At 69.3% G+C, this 19,758-nt stretch carries 17 protein-coding genes; 1 reads left to right on the plus strand and 16 read right to left on the minus strand.

The genetic code is table 11. The features are described 5' to 3' along the window. Positions 1 to 120: 120 nt before the first annotated feature. On the plus strand, positions 121 to 486 hold the full coding sequence (locus ABE543_RS14965; RefSeq protein WP_053518868.1) for a hypothetical protein: 366 nt from the start codon (positions 121 to 123) through the stop codon (positions 484 to 486). Here ABE543_RS14965 and pncB read toward each other — a convergent pair. From pncB to ABE543_RS15045, 16 genes are all read right to left on the minus strand, one after another. Next, the gene (gene pncB, locus ABE543_RS14970; RefSeq protein WP_053518866.1) at positions 483 to 1,664 is read right to left on the minus strand and encodes a nicotinate phosphoribosyltransferase; all 1,182 of its coding nucleotides are present in this window, start codon (positions 1,662 to 1,664) and stop codon (positions 483 to 485) included. The two genes, ABE543_RS14965 and pncB, sit on opposite strands and share 4 nt — an antisense overlap. A 73-nt stretch (positions 1,665 to 1,737) precedes the next feature. Further along, the gene (locus ABE543_RS14975) at positions 1,738 to 2,577 is read right to left on the minus strand and encodes a glycosyltransferase family 2 protein (RefSeq protein WP_111186328.1); all 840 of its coding nucleotides are present in this window, start codon (positions 2,575 to 2,577) and stop codon (positions 1,738 to 1,740) included. After that, complete coding sequence (locus tag ABE543_RS14980; protein ID WP_111186329.1) at positions 2,574 to 3,425, minus strand: glycosyltransferase; 852 nt, start codon at positions 3,423 to 3,425, stop codon at positions 2,574 to 2,576. The genes ABE543_RS14975 and ABE543_RS14980 overlap by 4 nt, the downstream gene beginning before the upstream one ends. A 132-nt stretch (positions 3,426 to 3,557) precedes the next feature. Further along, on the minus strand, positions 3,558 to 5,762 hold the full coding sequence (gspD, locus tag ABE543_RS14985) for a type II secretion system secretin GspD (RefSeq protein WP_346475847.1): 2,205 nt from the start codon (positions 5,760 to 5,762) through the stop codon (positions 3,558 to 3,560). 9 nt (positions 5,763 to 5,771) lie between these two features. Continuing rightward, positions 5,772 to 6,572 carry a hypothetical protein gene (locus ABE543_RS14990; protein WP_346475848.1) on the minus strand — a complete coding sequence of 267 codons (801 nt, stop codon included), beginning with the start codon at positions 6,570 to 6,572 and terminating at the stop codon, positions 5,772 to 5,774. After that, positions 6,562 to 7,260: a type II secretion system protein GspM gene (gene gspM / locus ABE543_RS14995; RefSeq protein WP_346475849.1), complete on the minus strand. Its 699-nt coding sequence runs from the start codon at positions 7,258 to 7,260 to the stop codon at positions 6,562 to 6,564. The genes ABE543_RS14990 and gspM overlap by 11 nt, the downstream gene beginning before the upstream one ends. Continuing rightward, positions 7,241 to 8,398 carry a PilN domain-containing protein gene (locus tag ABE543_RS15000; protein WP_346475850.1) on the minus strand — a complete coding sequence of 386 codons (1,158 nt, stop codon included), beginning with the start codon at positions 8,396 to 8,398 and terminating at the stop codon, positions 7,241 to 7,243. The genes gspM and ABE543_RS15000 overlap by 20 nt, the downstream gene beginning before the upstream one ends. Then, positions 8,395 to 9,258 (minus strand): general secretion pathway protein GspK, encoded by an 864-nt coding sequence (locus ABE543_RS15005; RefSeq protein ID WP_164151717.1) that lies wholly within the window; start codon positions 9,256 to 9,258, stop codon positions 8,395 to 8,397. Before ABE543_RS15005 ends, ABE543_RS15000 begins: the two co-directional genes overlap by 4 nt. Beyond that, complete coding sequence (locus ABE543_RS15010; protein ID WP_128989080.1) at positions 9,255 to 9,887, minus strand: type II secretion system protein J; 633 nt, start codon at positions 9,885 to 9,887, stop codon at positions 9,255 to 9,257. Before ABE543_RS15010 ends, ABE543_RS15005 begins: the two co-directional genes overlap by 4 nt. Beyond that, entirely contained in the window at positions 9,884 to 10,300 is a 417-nt protein-coding gene (locus tag ABE543_RS15015; protein WP_053520017.1) for a prepilin-type N-terminal cleavage/methylation domain-containing protein, read from the minus strand. Before ABE543_RS15015 ends, ABE543_RS15010 begins: the two co-directional genes overlap by 4 nt. Beyond that, a complete protein-coding gene (locus tag ABE543_RS15020; RefSeq protein WP_074901860.1) occupies positions 10,300 to 10,794 on the minus strand; it encodes a GspH/FimT family pseudopilin in 495 nt (164 codons plus the stop codon). The genes ABE543_RS15015 and ABE543_RS15020 overlap by 1 nt, the downstream gene beginning before the upstream one ends. 6 nt (positions 10,795 to 10,800) lie before the next feature. Continuing rightward, the gene (gene gspG, locus ABE543_RS15025) at positions 10,801 to 11,244 is read right to left on the minus strand and encodes a type II secretion system major pseudopilin GspG (protein WP_053520019.1); all 444 of its coding nucleotides are present in this window, start codon (positions 11,242 to 11,244) and stop codon (positions 10,801 to 10,803) included. Positions 11,245 to 11,292: 48 nt separating this feature from the next. Beyond that, positions 11,293 to 12,513 (minus strand): type II secretion system F family protein, encoded by a 1,221-nt coding sequence (locus tag ABE543_RS15030; RefSeq protein ID WP_263177271.1) that lies wholly within the window; start codon positions 12,511 to 12,513, stop codon positions 11,293 to 11,295. A gap of 24 nt (positions 12,514 to 12,537) precedes the next feature. After that, positions 12,538 to 14,259: a type II secretion system ATPase GspE gene (gene gspE, locus ABE543_RS15035; RefSeq protein ID WP_346475851.1), complete on the minus strand. Its 1,722-nt coding sequence runs from the start codon at positions 14,257 to 14,259 to the stop codon at positions 12,538 to 12,540. 140 nt (positions 14,260 to 14,399) lie between these two features. Next, on the minus strand, positions 14,400 to 16,253 hold the full coding sequence (locus tag ABE543_RS15040; protein ID WP_065182835.1) for a S8 family peptidase: 1,854 nt from the start codon (positions 16,251 to 16,253) through the stop codon (positions 14,400 to 14,402). 158 nt (positions 16,254 to 16,411) lie between these two features. Continuing rightward, positions 16,412 to 19,758: YadA-like family protein (locus ABE543_RS15045; RefSeq protein WP_346475852.1), on the minus strand; the 3,347-nt coding region annotated here is incomplete at its 5' end.

The raw sequence follows: 19,758 nt of genomic DNA on the forward strand, positions 1-19,758 counted from the left end.
GCGCCTTACTTGATGCGCATCACTCTTTGTTGGTGATGGCCCTAGCAGATTCGGATTTTGCCTATTAAAGGCCGTCCGGAGCTGTCGCTAACTAGGACACACCGAACCAGAGAACGTGTCATGAGGACTTCCCTTCTGCTGTGCGTGGCCCTGATGTCCGTCAGTGCGCTGGCCCAGGCCAGCAGTGGCAGCATCCGGTTCAGCGGCCGCATCGCCGAGCCGGGTTGCACGACGGCCCTGTCCCAGGGCGAGCTGAGCCTGGCGGCCTGCCCGCCGTCGGCCAAGGGCTCGACGGTGGCGGTGACCGCGGTGGGCGACAGCCAGGCCGCGACGCTGCGCGATGGCAAGCGCCATGGCCAGCAGCTGGCCGTGTCGGCCAGCGCCATGCGCGTCGGCGACATCGCCTTCTCCGAGCGCTACCGCGTGGAAGCGCCGCAGCAGCAACCGCTGCGGGGCGCCTACCTGGTGGTGGTCGACTACCTTTAAGCCGGGTCCGGCAGTTCAAAGACCTGACGCAGGTAGGCCAGGTAGCCGGGGTCGTCGCACATGCTCTTGCCCGGCGAATCGCTGAGCTTGGCCACCGGCTGGCCGTTGCAGCGGACCATCTTGATGACGATGTTCAATGGCGTCGGGCCCAGATCGTTGGTCAGGTGGGTGCCGACGCCGAAGGCCACCTGGCAGCGACCGCGGAAATAGTCGTACAGGCGCATCACCTTGGCGATGTCGAGCCCATCGCTGAACACCAGCACCTTGCTGCGCGGATCGACCCGGCGCTGCTGGAAATGCGCCAGCATGCGGTCACCCCAGTCGAACGGATCGCCCGAGTCATGGCGCACGCCGTCGAACAGCTTGCAGAAATACATGTCGAAGTCGCGCAGGAAGGCGTCCAGGCCGACCACGTCGGACAGCGCGATGCCCAGGTCACCGCGGTACTCGCGTGCCCATGACTCCAATGCCGCCACCTGCGAATCACGCAGCCGCGGCCCCAGCGCCTGGAATGCCTGCAGGTACTCGTGCGCCATCGTGCCGTGCGGGGTCATGCCGTACAGCCGGGCGAAATGCACGTTGCTGGTGCCGACCAGCTGCGGGCCGAGCGCATCGCGCAGCAGCGGCAGCAGGCGCGCATGCCAGTCGCGCGAGTAGCGACGGCGGCTGCCATAGTCGGCAATGCGGCATTGCTCGAAGCCGGGGGTGTCGCGCAGCAGCGCGGCCTTGGCCTGCAGGCGGCGCTCGCCCTCGGCGAAGTCGGGCGTGGTGGTGTTGCGGAACCAGACTTCGTTGATGATGGCCAGCAGCGGCACTTCAAACAGGATCGTATGCAGCCAGGGCCCGGTGATGTCCAGTTCGATCTCGCCGGGCACCCGGGTCGAGGCACGCAGCTGGATGTACTTGCGGTCCAGGTGGAACAGGCCGAGGAAATCGGCGAAATCGGGCTTCACGAAGCGCAGGCCACGCATGTAATCCAGCTCGGCGTCGCTGAAGCGCAGGCTGCACAGGTGGTCGATCTCTTCATCGATCTGGTCGATGAAGCGGGCCAGGTCGATGCCGGGCGTGCGGCATTTGAACCGGTACTGCACCTGGGCGCCGGGGTGCTGGTGCAGCACCGCCTGCATCATGGTGAACTTGTACAGATCGGTGTCGAGCAGGGACTGGATGATAGGCATGAGGCGGATTATGCGCCCGGCGGGGTGAACCGGGGGGCCCGCCCATGCGCGCCGCCGCCGGACACGCTCGACACTACAGGGATCTGCGCAGCAGTCTCGGCACCAGCAGCAGCGCGTGCGCCCAGATCGCCCCCCAGACCGCCACCTGCACCAGCAACGAGCGCTGTGGCGCCTCGAACCTGCGGAAGTAACGCCACAATCCGCGGTGCTTGTGCCACTCGACGAAGAAGGGCCGCGAACGGCTGGACACGCCGCGGACATGGGTGACCTGCAGGTCGTTGGCGATCGCCACCACCGCGCCCGCCTCACGCGCGCGCCGGCACAGGTCCAGGTCCTCGGCGTGCAACCGGTAACCGGCGTCCCAGCCACCGAGACGATCAAACAGCGTCCGCGGCATCAGCAGCAGCGCGCCGGACAGCGCCGGCACCGGCTGCAGCGTCTGTGCCGGATCGCGCGGAATCGCCAGTTTCGAGCCGCTGCCCGGCGAGCGCAGCATGGCCAGGAAATCCGGATCACGGCGGCGCACCGCCTCATCGGCATGGCCGTGCTCATCCACCTGCTCGACCCCGAGCAGACAGTCACCGAGCACGTGCGCGCGGTCGCGCAGCCTGGCCAGGGTTTCCGGCTCGACCATCAGGTCCGGGTTGATGAACGCCAGCCACGGGCTGTGCGAATCGGCCGCGCCCTGGTTGTTGGCGGCGGCGAAGCCCGGATTGTCCGGGTTGCCGATGAAGCGCACGCGCGGGTCGTGGCTGGCGTGCCGCTGCACGATGTCCAGCGTGCCATCCACCGAACCGTTGTCGATCACCCGGATTTCCGCCACATCCTGCGACTGGCGCAGCCGCGACAGGCAGGCATCGATGGTGCTGCCGCTCTGGTAGGTAACGACGATGGCGGCAATGGCGGCATTCAAGCGGTTGGCTCCGACGCGGACGGGACGAACAGATCGCCCTGTTCGCGCGGCATTATCGCCTGCTGCATCCGCTGCTGCAGGTCCGCGCGCAGTTCGTGCAGCGGATCGTGCATCAGGAAGTCGGCCAGGCGTGGCACCCAGCCAGGCCACCGCGCGGCCAACGCCTCCAGATCGCCATCGCGGCTGACCGCTTCGCCGGCGCGGCTGACGAACGCGTTCTCGCACAGCACGTTGCGCCAGCCCAGGCCCGCCATGCGCAGGCTCAGATCGACCAGCGCAGCGTTCCAGCCGGCGTAGCTTTCCACGTCCAGTCCGCCGGCACGGCGACGTGCATTGCCGCGCACCAGTACCGCATGCGTGACCGCCGATGGCAGCTCCGGGTGCAGGGTCGGCAGTGCGGCGCAGGTCTGCGCCAGCAGCGCAGTATCGGTGGGCTCGGCATTGATCTCGCCCAGCCGGGGCCAGGCCGCGGTCTCGCCTGCATTGCACCAGGGCGTGGCGGTGGCAATGGCCGCATCGCGGGCGAAGGCGTCCTGCAGCTGCTGCAGCCATCCCGGCGCCGGTACGCTGTCCGGTGCCAGCACGGCCACATCGAGCCCCTCGCAGGCACGCAGCATTTCATCCAGATGGGCCACCTCGCCTAGCGGCCGGGCGCGGCGGGTGTACTCGGCCTGCAGTGGCGTGTTCGCCAGCCAGTGCTCGACGACCGCCTGAGCGCGTGGTCCGGTCTGGGCATCGTCGGCCAACCAGACCGCGGTACCCGGTGCCGTACCGGCATCAAGTGCGGCCAGACACCGGTCCAGCGCCGCATCGTCCACGCACAGCGGCAACAACACGATCGCCCCCATCCCGCCTCCGTGGTTGTCGGTGGCCACAGCGTAGCACCGGGAGGGTGTTGGCCGGGTTGCACCCGGCACGTGCAGAGGCCGGAGCCGAAGCGGGGTTCATGGAAACGGCGGGTGTCGCCCCGCCGTAACCCTCTACTTCTTTGCGCGCGGCTGGTTCAGCGGCTCCATCGCCCGGAAACGCTCGCTGTACTCGTCGGTCAGCGTGCGCGCTTCCTGCGCATTGCGAACGATGCTGGGCGTCAGCAGCACGATCACCTCCGAACGACGGCTGGTGCGGCTCTTCTGCCCGAACAGTGCGCCGATCACCGGAATCCGGCTCAGGCCAGGAATGCCGCTGCTGCCGTCGGTGGCCGAGTCGGTGATGAGACCGGCCAGCATGATGGTGTCGCCGCTCTGTACGGCGGCCTCGGTAGCCAGCTTCTTGGTGGAAATGCGCGGGTTGCAGTTGCGCTCCTGCGGATTGCAGTTCTCCGGCACGTCCGACGCGCTGCTGACTTCCTGCACGATGTCCAGGAACACCGTGCCGTCTCGGGTCACGCGCGGGCGCACCTTCAGGATCACGCCGGTATCGATGTACTGCACCGAGCTGTAGCTGCTGGTGCCGACGCCGGTGTTCACCGTGGTGGTGCTGATCGGCACCTTGTCACCCACGTTGAGCGTGGCCTCGGCGTTGTTGCGCACGAACACCGACGGGGTCTGCAGCAGTCGCACATCGGTGACCTTGTCCAGCGCGCTCACCACCGCTGCACCATTGTGGCCGGTGAACGCCCAGCCCAGGCCTTCGCCGCCGGTCGCGGCACCGGCGAAGCTGCTCCAGGAGCCACCCGCCGCGGCAGGCAGGGTCACACCGCTCAAGGCTCCCGTCAGTGCACGCCCGGCCACGGCGTTGTCGAAGAACCAGTTCACGCCGTACTTCAGGTCGCCATCCAGAGCGACCTCGGCCACCTGGGCTTCGATGTGTACCTGCAGTGGCATCACGTCCAGCTTCTCGATCACTTCGCGGATCGAGCGCCAGGCCTGCGGCGTCGCGCGCACCAGCAGCGTATTGGTTTCCTCCACTGCCGACACGCCGACCCGGTCGCCTTCCACTTCCAGGCTGACGCTGACGTTGCCGGACTGGCGCTGCGGCAGGTTCAAGCTGCCATTGCCGCCACTGGAACTGCTGCCCAGGGTCGAGCCGAAGCTGCTGCTGTTGTTGTTGTTGTCCATGCCACGGTCGCTGTCGCTGTCCAGCTGCGACGGAATGGCACCCGGGGCCAGCGATGCAGGGCTTGAGCCGCCCCGCTTGCCGCTGCTGGCGAACGCCTCGCTGAGCCGCTCGGCAAGATCGCGCGCCTTGATGTAGCGCAGCTCATGGGAGAACAGGCGGGCACTGCCACCCGCGGTATCGATGCGGTCCAGCCATTGCTGGATCTGGTCCAGGTAGCGCACCTGCGGGGTGATCACCAGGACCGCGTTGGCGTTCTCCAGCGGCAGGAAACGGAACATGCCGGCGCTGGGCGTCTTGCTCTCCTCGCCGAACACCTTCTCCAGGTCGCTGGCGACCTGCTCGGCTTTGCCGGACGTGATCGGGAACACGCCCACCGACATGCCCGACAGCCAGTCCACATCGAAGATCTCGACCGTGCGCAGGTAGTTCTCCAGCTCGGCACGGGTGCCGCCGAGGGTGATCACGTTGCGGCCGCTGTCGACGTTGACGATGGCGTTGGGCCGCGCGTACGGCTCAAGTACCTTCTTCATCTCGGTGGCGGAGATGAACTGCAGCGGCACCACCCGGACCTCGAAGCCGCGCGCGCTGGAGGCCGGTGCGGTGCTCGGCGCGACAGTGCCGGCCAGCGCCTGGTCGGCGGCAACGATGTTGTAGCGCCCACCGCTGTACACCATGCGCGCGTTGTTCCAGCCCAGCACCATCTCCAGCAGGTTCAGCGCCTGTGCCGGCGAGACCGGCTTGGGCGTGGCCAACGTGACCGTGCCCTGCACCCCCGGCGCGATCACATAGTTCTGGCCCAGCATGTCACCGAGGATCGCCTTGACCACGGCATGCAGCGATTCGCCCTCGAAGTTGAACGTGGCGCTGCCGGTGCCGGCCGCATGCAATGCCGGCGACGGTGCGCGCGCGGCCTCGCGATTGATCATCGTGCCGGTGCCACGGCGGATGACCGCCTGCGGTGCCCCCTGGCTGTCGGCCGCCGCATCGGCCTGGACGTCCGCTGCGGCCTGGCCGGCGCTGGCCGCAGGTTGCAGGGCGCCCTTGCGCTGCACATGGGGGCTGGAGACGGTACCGCAGCCCACCAGCAGCGCGAGCACGAAGGACCAAGGAAGAAAACGCAGGCTCATGCTCTCACTCTACCGGTTGGCGCCATTGCCCGAAGGCGGCGGCGACTGTTGTTGCTGTTGCTGTTGTTGTTGCAGCTGGCGGCGGCGGGCCTGGATGCGCTCGCGGATGGCCTGCATCTGCGCTTCGCTGGGCCCGTTGCTGTTGGCCGGCGGCGGGGGTGCGGCAGCAGACGCCGGCGCGGGTGTGGCGTCGGCTGCACGTTGCGGTGCGGTCGCCGCCTGTGCCGGCGCGGCCTGCGCCGGCAGCGGCACTACCGGCGGTGGCACCGGCACGCCCGGTGCGGGTGCACCGGCACTGCCGCGCAGGACCGTCGGTGGCTCCCCGCCCTGCCCGTTGAACACGGCAAGTTCCAGCACCTGGCTGCCGCCCGGGCCGATCACCGTCGCCTGGCGGGGCTGCAGCGCGACCAGCTGCCAACCGTCGACCGCGTCACCATTGAGGCGCAGGCGCAGCGAGCGGTTCTGCTCCGTACTGAACGTGGCCAGGCCGAAGTCGTCCGTGAGCAGCACACCGGTCAGGCGCAATGCGGCACTGGCGCTGGGTTCACTGCCGCCCAGCAGGTAAGGGCGCGGCCTGCGGTCTTCGGCGAACAGCGGACGCGCGGCGATGGCACTGTAGCTGTCCGCACTGGCCATCCGTTCCGGAGCGAACGCCGGCAGCACCGGCAGTGCTGCCGCGGGGTCGGCGTCGGCCCCGCCGGCCGGCAGGCGACTGCCCAGTCCGAAACCGGTGGCCAGCCATACCGCCGCGGACCAGCCGGCCAGGGCCAGCAGGAAACCGGTGCGCAGGCTGATGGGCTCACGTTTCATCGGCGACCTCCTCTCCCTCGACGGCCGCCGGTGGCGGCGGCTCGACCGGGGCCGGGGCGGCCGCGGCGGGCTCCGCTGCGGGAGGTACTGCCGCAGCGCCACTGGCGGCACCGGGCAACAGGTAGCCGGCCAGTTCGAAGGAGACGTCCAGGCCCAGCCCGGATTCGTTCGGCGACTGCTGGAAGCGCTGCGCGATGAGATTGAGGTTGTCCACGAACAACCGCGGGCTGCCGGTTTCCAGGCTGTGCAGCACGGTCGCCAGTTCCGCCACGCCGCAGCGCAGGCGTACCTGCATGGCGACACGGACGAACTCGGCATCACGGCGATTGTCGGTCAGCGGCGTGCGATTGCTGATGGTGCAGCTGCGGTTGCCGGGGCTTGCAGTGGCCACCGCATCCTGCAGGCGCGCGCCGAGCGCGGCGGCCGCGGCTTCGGCAGTGGCCTCCTGCAGGAAGCCGGGTTGCCGTTGCAAGGCTTCACGGGTGGCGCGCAGCCGCTGTTCGATCTGGGGCTGCTGCTGCAGCTGCGCCTGCACGCGCTGCTGGCGCTCGCGCAGGGCCGCGACATCGGCATCGATCTCGCGCAGCGGCTGGGTGAACCAAGGGTGCACCAGCAACAGGTAAGCCAGGCCCAGCACCGCCAGCAGCAGCGCCAGCGCCAGCCAGCGGTCACGGCGTGCGCTTGGCATCGGCCGCCTCCGGAGTCGCTGCTGTCGGCGTTGCCGGTGCCGCCGCGGGCAACGGCTGAAGTTCGGCAGTCATGGTGAAGCGGTCCCGGCCGCTGCCGGCGCCGTCCGCCTGCAGCACACCGGTCAGGTTGACCTTGCGCCATTGCGGAGCATCCTGCAGCAGCTGCACCAGCTGCGAGGCTTCGCGGCTGAGCCCGATCAGCTGCAGACCGTTGTTCTCGATGGCCAGCTTCTCCAGATAGGTTCCTTCAGGCAGACGGCGGGTCAGCTCGTTCCAGATTTCCACCGTGCCGGCATGCTGGCGGCGCTGCGACTCCAGGAAGGCCGCGCCGTCGATCAGTGCCTGCAGCTGGGCGCGTTCACTGGCTACACCCCGGGCACTGCGCGCGCTGCGTTCTACGTCCGCACGCAGTGCGTCGGCGGCGGCGCGGCGGTTGTCCAGCAACTGCAGTCCAGCCAGTACCAGCATCACCAGCGCGGCCAGGGCCAGCAGCAGGTTCCAGCGCCGCATCGGATCGGGCCGCGACTGGCGCTGGGCCGGCGGCAACAGGTTGACATGCAGCGTGCCAGCCTGTGCATCGATCGCGTCGACGCCGGCCAGGGCGTCGCCCCACTCGCCCACGCTGGCACGCCAGGCCTCCATCTGGCGCAGCGGCCAGGCCACCAGTTCGACCTGCAGCTGGCCTTCCCCTGCCGCGCCCAGTTCACGCACGTCATAGCTGACCTGGCTGGCCTCGAACGGGGTCTGCCGGTCGATCTCATAACCGACCACCGCGTGCAGCCGGTCGCCGGCCGCCGCCGGCAGCCGCAGGGTGCGACGCAGGACCCGTTCCACCGGCAGCAGCCAGAATCGCGGCAGGCTGCGCAGGCGCGGCTCCAGCACGCGATCCAGTGCGGCCGGAGACGAGGGCCACGGCAGGGTGACCACCGCCTCGCGGCGCTCGCCCGCTTCGCGCCAGACCTGCAGCTGGTCACCCTCGCGCTGCAGCAGCAACCGTGCCTGGGCCCAGCCCAGCGCCCATTGCCAGCGCGCCGGCACCCACGCCAGCAACGAGTGCCGCCACCAGCGCAGGAAACGGCCGGCGCCAGGACCGATCTGGCCCTGCACCTGCCGCAGACTGTCCTGCCAAGCCGTCATCTTGCCGTCATTCCCTGCTCCCAGCGAAGCACTGTGTAGGACCGCCCGGGAATCCCCCCGGAGCCATTGCGAACCACTGCCTGCAACACCGACCTGCGTCCACTGCCGTCGATGACACGGGACTCGATACTATAGGTGCCGCTGCTGCTGGCAAGCGCTGAAGATCCATCCGCCGGATCGCCGTCACGCTCCGGCTGGTTCCGCTGCGCCAGCACGAGGTCGGCATCCAGGCCCAGCGCGGTCAGCACGGGAGCGCTGGCGAATCGCGGATCCGGTCGTGCCTGGCGGCTGTAGAGGGTCAGGTGCGGCAGCATCTTCCGGTACAGCGGCCCGTTCATGCCCAGCACCCGCTGCAGCTCGCCGAGCGTCTCGAAGCGCTTGTTGCGGGGCCCATACGGCAGCCCGGCCGCAGCGTAATCCTGTGCCTCGGCACCGCCGCCGGGCTGCAGCAGGCTGTCCTCGTCACGCCAGTCGACGATCGCGCCTGCCAGCTGGCGCGCGTTGTCCACCGGTTCGCCAAGTGCCTGCAGAAATGCGGTCAGCAGCGCCACGTCGGCCAGGTTCAGGTTGATCTTGCCGTTCTCGTCCAGCACCTGGATCTCGATGCGGGCACCGTCGAACTGCCAGCGATAGGTGCGACCATCGGCCTGCCACGGCGCGCGCAGCGGATCCGGTGACAGCCGCATCAGTGCGTACTCAAGTCCCGCACGAGCACGCTCCTGGCCACGTGCATCGTCGTCGAGCACGCGCTCCTGCAGATGCTCGACGCGGGCGCTGAGCGCGAACGCGCCGACCAGTGCGGTCATCAGCGCGATCAACCACAGCACCAGCACCAGTGCGGCCCCGCGCGACCGCATCAACGCCCCCCTCCACCGCCGCCCAGGCGGGGGGCCACCACCAGGGGCGGCCATGCGGCACCACGGACCGGCACGATCCGCAGTTCCACCAGCAGAGGCAGGCGACGGGTGTCTTCCCAGCGCGGCAGCCACTCGGTCATCTGCCCGCTGCCGGCATCGATGCCGCGATAGCGCATCTCCACTGCTTGCAGGCCATCCACCAGCACCTCGGGCGGGCGTGGTGGCGTTTCGGCGATGCGCTCGCCCTCCTGCAGCAGGACCAGGTCCAGCAGCAGACGCTGCTGCCCGGCCTTGCCGTCCACCTGCAGCGCATGCAGATAGGGCCCGCCGCGTCCGAGGTAGCCTGGCAGATCGGCGACGAACAGCATCCGTTGCTCTTCGCCCTGGAAGAACACCGGCTCGCGGGTCGGGTCAGGCACTTCCAGCGGGCTGCGCATCGCCCCGGCCAGCTGTCGCCGCAGCAGGGCCTGCACCGCGCGCATCCGCTCGCTTTCGGCGGCGATCTGTTCACCCCGCTGGCTGACCGCCATCGCCGAGCGCACGCTGGCGAACGCCAGCGCCAGGCCACCGGCAAGCAGCACGGTCGCCAGCATCACCTCAACCAGAGTGAATCCCGCAGCGCTCCGCTTCATCGCGCGCGCTCCAGGTCCGGCGGCAGCAGGCGCAGGCTGCGCCAGCGCAGCTGTTCGCGCTCGCCATCGCCCCACCGCACCTGCAACTGCAGTTCGGCCAGCCACGGGGCACCCGGCGACTGCGTGGCCGCGGCGTTGCCGGCGCGTGGCTCGGTCCAGGGCTGCACCTGCAGCTCCCAGCGATAGCGCCCGTTTTCCCAGTCGCCCTGCTGCTGCCCCACCTGCAGCGGCGCATCCACGCCCGCCGCAGCCAGCAGCGATTGCGCATGCAGGACGGCGCGCGTGCGCAGTTCGGCCTCGCGCACCTGCCTGGCACCGCCGGACAGGCTGCCCAACAGCAGGGTCAGCGCCAGCCCGAGCAGAGCGAAGGCCACGATCACCTCCAGCAGCGTGAAACCGCGCGCGCGCCGCATCACTGCGCCTGCCATGGGCCGGAGCGGACTTCACCGGTCAACCAGCCGACATCGATGCGCCATTCAGCGGCATCACGCTGCAGGCGGATGCGGCCGCCACTGGAACCGCCATCGGGATGGAACTCGATCACACCCTGCCCCGGCGCAGTGGCCAGCTGCGCCGCACCTTCGAAACGCACCGTCAACTGTGCCGGCAGTTCACCCTGGCGCTGGTTCGCCCCCTGCCAGCGATGCCGTGCCGGCTCGATCACGAACCGCTGCGGTTCGCCGCGCGCGATCGCCTGTGCACGCACCATGCGCAGCTGGTTGGCGATGTCCTTGCCGGCGCTGCGCAGCTGCATGCCGGCGAAGCCACGCGACAGTCCCGCCGCAGTGATCAGGCCGATGGCCGCGATCAGCGCGATCACCAGCAGCATCTCCAGCAGCGACAGCCCCGCCGGGCGCCTGCCGTGCAGGCGCGGTCGGGGCAACCGGCGCGGCAGGAAATACGTCATGCGGGATTACGGCTGGTAGCGGATGTCGGCATCGACGCTGCTGCCACCGGCCTTGCCGTCCTTGCCCAGGCTGATCAGCTCGTACGGCTGGCCTTCGCCGGGTGCGCGGTACTCCAGCGCGTGCCCCCACGGATCGTTGAGGTCGGCCGGCTTGGCGTACGGGCCGAGCCAACCGCCAACGCCGGCCGGTGCGGTCACCAGATCGGTGAGCGCGCCCGGCAGCTTGCCGGTATCGATCTGGTAGTTGTCGATCTTGGATGCCACGGTCTGCACCTGCGCCTTGGCGATGTTGGCCTTGCCCCGGTCGGCACCGCCCAGCACGCGGCTGGCCACCAGGGTCAGCACCGCGCCGATCAACACGATGACGATGATGATCTCCAGCAGGCTCATGCCCGACTGGTGCCGCGCGGCGGTGAAGGACAGGCGGATGGGTCGACGGTTAGCGATCATGATCGGTCCTTTCGGTTGCGTTGGGTCGAAGTGCGGAAGAGTCCATCGTCAACCGATGGCATTGGTCAGGTCGTACAGCGGGACCAGCACGGCGACGATGACCGCACCGACCACCGAAGCCAGCACCAGGGTGATCGCCGGGACCATCGCCGCCAGCAGGCGATCGATGCGCCGGGCGCTGTCCTGCTCGAAGGTATCCGCCGCCTTCAGCAGCATGGTGTCCAGCGCGCCGGATTCCTCGCCGACCTGGATCATCTGCAGGGCAAGCCGCGGAAAGCGCTTGCCGCGCGACAGTGCCAGCGACAGGCCCGCACCGTTCTTGACCTCGTCGGCGGCGGTATCCACGTCGGCTGCCAGCGCGCGGTTGCCCAGTACGTTGCGGGCGATGCCCAGCGCACCCAGCAGCGGCACACCGTTACGCAGCAGCGTTCCCAGCGTGCGCGCCAGCCGTGCGGTTTCCAGCTCGCCGAGCAGGCGGCCGATGCTGCGCCGTTGCAGCAGCCAGCCGTCGAGGGCCAGCCGGAAGGCCGGCTGCCGCAGCTTGCGCTCGAACAGCAGGGCCAGCACGCCCGGTACCACCAGCAGCAGCATCCACCAGTCGCGCACGAACAGGCCCAGCTGCAGCACGGCGTTGGTGAACCACGGCAGCGCCACGTCCAGGCTCTCGTACATCTGCGCGAACTGCGGCACGACGTAACCCAGCAGGAACAGCAGCGCGCCGCCCACCACCACCAGCAGGATGGCCGGGTAGACCAGCGCATTGATCACCTTGCCCTGCAGCGCACGCGCGCGTTCAAGGTAATCGGCCAGCCGCTGCAGGGTCTCATGCAGGCTGCCGCCGGCCTCGCCGGCACGCACCATGTTCACGTACAGGCGCGAGAACAGGCCATGCTGGCGCTCCAGCGCGGTCGACAGCGGCGCACCACCGCGCACCACGTCGCGGATGTCGGTGATCGCACGACGCGAGCGCTCGTCCTCGGGCAGGCCCAGCAGGATCGACAGCGCGCGATCCAGCGGTTGGCCGGCACCGAGCAGGGTCGCCAGTTGCTGGGTGAACTGCAGCAGCGCCGGGCCCTGCAGCGGGCGCTGGTGGAACAGGTTGCGCCAGTTGCCCCCCCCGATGGAGCCCGCATCGGCCAGCTGGGTTTCCATCGGCAGATGCCCCTGGTCCTGCAGGCGCGCGATCAGGTCGGCCTCGCTGGCCGCTTCCATCTGCCCGTCGAAGATCTCGCCATGCGGATTGAGGGCCTTGTAGCGGTAGTTAGGCATGTCAGCCCCGGGCTCCGGCGCGCATCAGCTCTCCTCCGTCACACGCAGGACTTCCTCGATGGTCGTCTGCCCGGCAAGGGCCTTGGCCAGGCCATCCTCGTACATGGTGCGCATGCCGCCTTCGCGCGCGATGCGCTCAAGCTCGCCCATGCCATCGCGGCGCATCACCGCGCGCCGCAGCGCGTCGTTCATCACCAGGAATTCCATGATGGTGGTGCGGCCCAGGTAGCCGGTCGGTGCCAGTGCCGAGGGGCGCGGCCGGTACAGGTGAATCGCCCCCTCCGGCTGCAGGCGGCGCAGCTCGAAACGATCGATCTCTTCCGGCGACGCCAGGTAGCGCTCGGCGTGGGTCCGTTCCAGACGGCGCACCAGACGCTGCGCGAGGATGCCGTTGATGGTGGAGGTCAGCAGATAGTCCTCCACACCCATGTCGAGCAGCCGGGTGATGCCACCGGCGGCATTGTTGGTGTGCAGGGTGGACAGCACCAGATGGCCGGTCAGCGCCGACTGGATCGCGATGCGCGCGGTCTCCAGATCGCGCATTTCACCGATCATGATGATGTCCGGATCCTGGCGCACGATGCTGCGCAGCGCATTGGCGAAGTCCAGGCCGATCTGCGGCTTGGCCTGGATCTGGTTGATGCCTTCGATCTGGTACTCGACCGGGTCTTCGACCGTGATGATCTTGACGTCGGCGGTATTGAGCTGGCTCAACGCGGTGTACAGCGTCGTGGTCTTGCCCGAACCGGTCGGGCCGGTCACCAGCAGGATGCCGTGCGGCTGCTCCAGGACCTTGCGGAACTGCGGCAGGAATGCATCGGTGAAGCCAAGCCGATGGAAATCGAACACCACGGTTTCGCGGTCAAGCAGGCGCATCACCACGCTCTCGCCGTGTGCGGTCGGTACCGTGCTGACGCGAAGGTCCAGCTCCTTGCCCTGCACGCGCAGCATGATGCGGCCGTCCTGCGGCAGGCGGCGCTCGGCGATGTTGAGCCGGGCCATGATCTTGATGCGGCTGATGACCGCGGCGGTCAGGTTGGCGGGCGGGCTCTCGCCCTCCACCAGCACGCCATCGACGCGGTAACGGACCTTCAAACGGCTTTCGAAGGGTTCGACATGGATGTCGGAGGCACGCAGTTCCACCGCGCGCTGGATCACCAGGTTGACCAGGCGGATCACCGGCGCTTCCGAGGCCAGGTCACGCAGATGCTCGATGTCGTCCACCGCGCCGCCTTCACCATCAGCGGTTTCCACGATCGCCCCCATCGCGCTGCGGCCCTGGCCGAACCAGCGCTCGACCAGATCGTCGATCTCCGCCCGCATGCCCAGCACCGGCGTGACCGGCACGCCCAGGGCCAGCTGCACGGCCTGCTGCGGGTAGACGTCGTGGGCATCGGCCAACCACAGCCGTACGCCGTGTTCATCCAGCGCCAGCGGACAGACGTGGAACTGCTTGAGGAAGCGCAGCGACAGCGGCAGGCCTTCGGCGAGGGACTGCGGCGGCGTCTCGGGCACCTGCTTGCCTTCCAGCAGTGGCAGGCCCAGCACATCCGCGCTGGCCTGCGCCTGGTCCCGCTCGGACACCAGTCCCAGGCGCACCAGCAGGCCGAGCAGGCTGCCGCCGGCCTCGGCATGCAGCGGCCGCGCCCGGGCCAGGTCTCCTTCCTTGAGCCGCCCACGCGCCAGCAGCGCATCCAGGATGCGGCTCTCGGCGTCGTCGGCAGTGGTTGCAGCGAGCGCGTTCACGTGACTCTCCTGTCGATCGGCCCGACTTTAGCAGTTAAGCCGTGGTTTCCGCCGCCATCGCGCCGCCTTTCGAAAAATGACAACGCCCGCCACCGCGGGGTGACGGGCGTCGCCAGTTCATCTACGACAGTGCGATGGCATTACTGCGTGGCGAGGATGGTCACCCCGCTGTAGGCGGCTTCACCCACCACCTTGACGTAGTACGTGCCGGCCACCGGCTTGTTGACGCGCACGGTTTCGGCGTTGCCCGCACGTGTGGACTTGGCATCGTTGTCGCTCGCGCTGGGCTCGCGGCCCTGGGCCAGGTACACCGACACGTTGCCACTGCCACCGTAGGTGATCACGCTCAGCGATTTGCCCGCCACCGCTTCGAAGCTGTACAGGGCACTGCCGCCGGTCGCACCGGACAGGCCGCCGACAGCGACCTTGTTGGTCAGCGGCGTGGCTACCGGGCCGCAGTCCTCGGTGCACGGTTCCTCCAGCGCCTTGGCCAGTGCGGCCTTGGCGTCGACGATGCCGGTACCGATCGGGGTCGCCGACGGGATGGCCACCGGGAACGGGCGTGCGGTTTCCTTGAGCAGGGTACGCATGGCTGCCGGAGCCAGCGGCTCCTTGCCATCGGCGATCAACGCGCTCTGCACCAGTGCCGCCACCGCCGCGACGTGCGGCGAGGCCATCGAGGTACCGCCCATGCCCATGTAGCTGTAGCTGCCCGAATCCGGCGTGGTCGCCGCGTCGGAACCTGCCTGCCAGACATAGCCACCCGGATTCCCGTCCACGCTGCCACCACCACCGGGGCCGGAAAGATCGACGCGGGTGCCGTAGTTGGAGTAGTAGGTGATGCCGCCGGTGATGCGGGTGGCCCCCACCGTCACCACACCAGCGCAGCTGGCAGGACGGTAATTGGACGCGTTGTCGGTCTCGTTGCCGGCGGCCACCACGACCGTGGTGCCGCGCGAGATCGCGCCATTGATCGCATCCTGGTAGGTGCCATCGCAGCTGCCGCTGCCACCCAGGCTCATGTTGATGACTTCGGCCGGGTTGGTATTGGCCGGAATGCCGGTCACGGTGCCACCGGAGGCCCAGGTGATGGCGTCGGCGATGTCGGAGAGGTAGCCGCCACACTTGCCGAGTACGCGGACCGGCAGCACCTTGGCCTTGTGCGCGACGCCGGCCATGCCGACACCGTTGTTGGTCTGCTCGGCCACGGTGCCGGCGACGTGCGTGCCGTGCCAGGAGCTGTCTTCAGCCAGCGAACCGGTGTAGCACTCGTTGTCGTTCTCGACCCAGTCGCCATAGTCTTGTGCGCCCGGTACACGGTCGTCGGTAGCGCGACGTGAGGTCTCGGCATCGCTGATGAAGTCGTAGCCCTCCAGCAGGTTGCCGACCAGATCCGGGTGCTGCGGCAGGATGCCGGTGTCGAGCACCGCCACCACCACGCCCTCGCCCTGCGAAACATCCCAGGCCGCCGGCGCGTTGATGCCGCCGGTCGCGTTGTGCAGGTGCCACTGGTACTGCTGGTAGTACTGGTCGTTCGGCACCAGCGCCGGCTGCACATCGCCCGCACGCAGTTCGCTGCGGCGCAGCTTCACGTCGGCCTCGGCGTACTGCACCGCCGGATCAGCCTTCAGCTCCTTCAGCACGCGCTGCAGTTCAGCCGGGGCCAGACGGCCCTGCAGGCGGATCACATCGGCGCCGACGCCGAGCTTGCGCACGACCTGCGGGCCCAGGGTACTGGCGCGCGCAGTGCCGCCGGACAGGCTGGCGCGGGTCAGCGCCGACTGCACCGTGGACAGCTTGGCCGAACGATCCAGCGCAGCGGCCGTGCCGGCGCGGTACTTGACGATGATGCGGTCGGTGCCCGGCTGTGCGGTGCGCGCCTGGCGTGCCGGTTCCTGCGTCGGCAACCCGGCGGCATGGACGGCACCGACCGCGGTCATCGACAGCACAGCGGCGGCAAGCACGTTGATGCGAAGGTTCTGCTTCTTGATCACGTCGAAATTCCTCTTCTGGGTCATGGATCGAACCAACACTGCGGCCATCATTCCTTGACGACTCCCGGCCGGCCCAGCCGGGATTGCCGTGACCTCCCCCCAGGCCCTCGTTGCGGGTGTGGCGCCGGCGTGGGTGGCCGCCGGCGCGATGGAGTGGCTTACCAGCCGAAGCCGGCACCAACGCCGACCGAGCTGTCGTCGCTGCTGAAGGCACCGCCGAAGGTGACCGTGGCGCGGTCGCTGATTGCACGCTGGTAACCCAGCGACAACGCCGACTCGCCGCCCTGGAAGCCGACACCGACGCCGACCCGGTTCTGGGTACGGATGCCGGCGGCGCTGGTGGCCATGTTGAGCATCGCCGCGCTCATCGCGCCCTGACGATCGATGCGACGGTCCATATGACGCAGGCGGCCATCGACTTCGCCCTTGAACACATCGAAGCTGTCGGTCACGGCCTTCACCTGGCCATCGGTGTAGCTGTTGGCCGTGGCGACACCACGGTCCAGCTGACCCTTGTTGACCGCGTCGGTGGCAGCGCTGCCGGCCGCGACATTGGTGACCTGGCGCTCGTTGCCTTCGCTGCCGACAGAGACGGTGTTGGCACGATCGGCAACCGAGCCCTGGCCCAGCGCCACGGCGTTGGCGGCCGTCGCACTGGCCCCCTGGCCGATGGCCGTGGACGACGCGCCGCTGGCAACGGCGCCCTCTCCCACGGTGACCGCGTTGAAACCCGCTGCCGGTGTGGCGACCGGGATGCCCGAGCCCGCTGCGGCGGCGGTCGGCGCGCCCTGTACCCGGGCGCTGCTGGCAGTGGCCACGGTGGGGACGGCATCGGCGCTGGCCGTCTCCGCGGCCAGGCTGCCGGCACCCCCTTCCAGCGGCGTGCTGGTCGAACGCAGGCTGGCGGTGCGGGAGCGGTGCGCCCCCCCGGTGCGCTGGTCGATCTCGCTGACCTTGCGGTCCAGTGCGCCGAGCGCATCGCCGACATTGCTGTAGCTGGCGCCCTGGATCACGTAGTTCGGCGCGACGAACACACCCTGCATGCCGACACTGGCGCCACCGCCGAGGAAGCTGGCGGCATCGCTGAGCGACTGGAACAGCTGACCGCCATTGATCGCCTGGCGACTGCCTGCGGCGATGCTGCCGGCGCCGACATTGTCGATCGTGGTGCCCTCGATGCCGGCCAGGGTCAGCCGGTCGCGGCTGGCGTCGTCATAACCGACCGCATTGGCAGTGGACGTTTCCACGGTCGCGATACGCGAATCGAAATCGCCGACCCGGGTTTCCACCGCACCGACGCGCTGGTTGGTGACGTTGAGCTGCGAACCGGTGACCGCGTCGCTGCTGCCTGCGGCGATGCGACCGTCGGCGACGTTGACGATGCGGCGCGTCGCCGGACCATCGGTACCGTTGCCACCGCCGACGGACACCACATTGGCGTCCAGCGCGCGCGCGCCACTGCCCAGCGCCACCGAGTTCGCACCGGTCGCGCCGGCGTTGGCGCCGACGGCCAGCGCCGCATTGCCGATGGCGCTGGCACTGCTGCCCAGCGCATTGCTGCGGTTGCCGCTGGCACTGGCACCGGAACCGACGGCGACCGCGTTGCTGCCCGTGGCGCTGGCGGTCCCGGTACCGGTCGCACGGAAGTGGCGGCCGGTGGCATCGGCGGTGGCCGCCACCACATCCAGCTGGCCCTTGTTCACCGCATCGGTCGCCTGGGTACCGGCCGCGACATTGGTGACCTGGCGGTTGATCGCGCTGTGGGTAACGCCCGCCGCATCAACCCAGTCCTGCGCCGCACCGACCGATACCGCGTTGGCACGATCCGCCAGCGATCCGGCACCCAGCGCGACGCTGTTGTCGGCGGCCTTGGTCGTCCAGGTGTTGCTGCCCAGCACCGTGGCATTGGTTGCCTGCGCGTAACTGTTGTAGCCGACCACGGTGGCCCCGTCCTCGGTCGCCCACGCCTCGCTGCCGATGGCGGTAGTGTGCTGACCGCTGCCGACGCTGTTGGCATCCTGCCCGGCCAGTGCGTTGAAGCCCACCGCCACGCCATTGAGGCCGGTGGCCGCGTTGTTGCCGAGCGCGGTACCGTACTCGCCGGCGCGTGCCTGTACGCCGAAACCCGCACCGGCGATCTGCGCGGTGGTGCCCTGGCCGACCGCCGTGGCGACGTCGGCCGCCTGCGCGCCACTGCCCAGGGCCGTGCCGAAGAAGCTGGACGTGGCACCCGCACCGTAGGCTGTGGACTGCCAGCCATTGGCATAGGCGAAGTTGCCGACCGCAGTCGCTTCGCGACCGTCGGCCGTGGCCCCGTAACCGACGGCGGTGGCGGCCAGGCCGCTGGCCTGGGCGATGCCACCTACCGCAACGGCACCGATGCCCTCCGCTTCCGACTGCGCGCCCAGGGCGACGCTGGCCGGCCCGGTGCTGCTGCTCTGCGCACCGAGGGCGATCGCGCCGCCAGCGGTACTGCTGGCGCTGTTGCCGATGGCCACGCCATCCTCACCCGTCGCCACCGCGTTGAAGCCCACGGCAGCGGCATTGGCGGCGACCGCCGTCGCGCCACTGCCCAGTGCGGTGGCACCATTGCCGATCGCGTTGGCCGCTTCGCCGGCGGCCAGCGCGTTGTCACCTTCCACATAGGCGCCGGCGTCGCTGTCGGCACTGCCACTGGCCTGGAAGTAGCGGCTGGTGTTCTCGGCCACCGACGCCACGGCGTCCAGCTGGTCCTTGTTGACCGCATCGGTGCCTTCGGTACCTGCGGCGACATGGGTGACCTGGCGTTCGCTGCCCGTGCTGCCAACCGCCACCGTGTTGTCGCGGTCTGCCTTCGATGCAGCACCGAGGGCGACGCTGTTGCTGCCGTTGGCGGTGGCATTGGCGCCCAGTGCTGTGGAATCAGCTGCGTCGGCCCACGAGTTCCAGCCGATGGCGGTCGCGTAGTCGTCGGTGGCCCATGCGCCCGCACCGAACGCCGCAGCGCCGTAGCCGCTGGCGCGGGCCGGGATCAGACCAAAGAAGGTGCTGCCACCGATGGCGACGCTCTCCTCGCCACTGGCTTCGCTGGACTGGCCCACCGCCACGGCTCCGGTACCAGCCGCGGCCGCACCGAAGCCGACGGCCGTGGTGTTGGCGCCGGTCGCGGCGGTGCCATAGCCGAGCGCGGTGCCGAGGCGACCCGTTGCCTCGCTGTAACCACCGACCGCCGTGGTGCCATCGGCCGACGCCGCGCTGCGGAAGCCGCTGGCCAGCGACTGCGCACCGCTGGCCAGCGCCTCCGAGCCATTGGCGGTGCTGTACACCGCCGTGGCCTGTGCACCCGCGCCGGTCGCCGTGCTGCCGATCTCGCTGGCAACCGCACCGTTGCCCAGTGCCGCACTGTTTTCACCCGTGGCCTGTGCGTTGCTGCCCACCGCTGCGGCATTGCTGCCGCTGGCCAGGCTGTCCAGGCCTACGGCGGTGGGCCTGGCGGCGGCCGCGGGGGCGCCCCGGCCCCGGGGGG

Origin of the sequence: Stenotrophomonas sp. TWI169 (assembly GCF_039674705.1) — a bacterium.
Taxonomy (GTDB): Bacteria; Pseudomonadota; Gammaproteobacteria; order Xanthomonadales; family Xanthomonadaceae; genus Stenotrophomonas; species Stenotrophomonas maltophilia_P.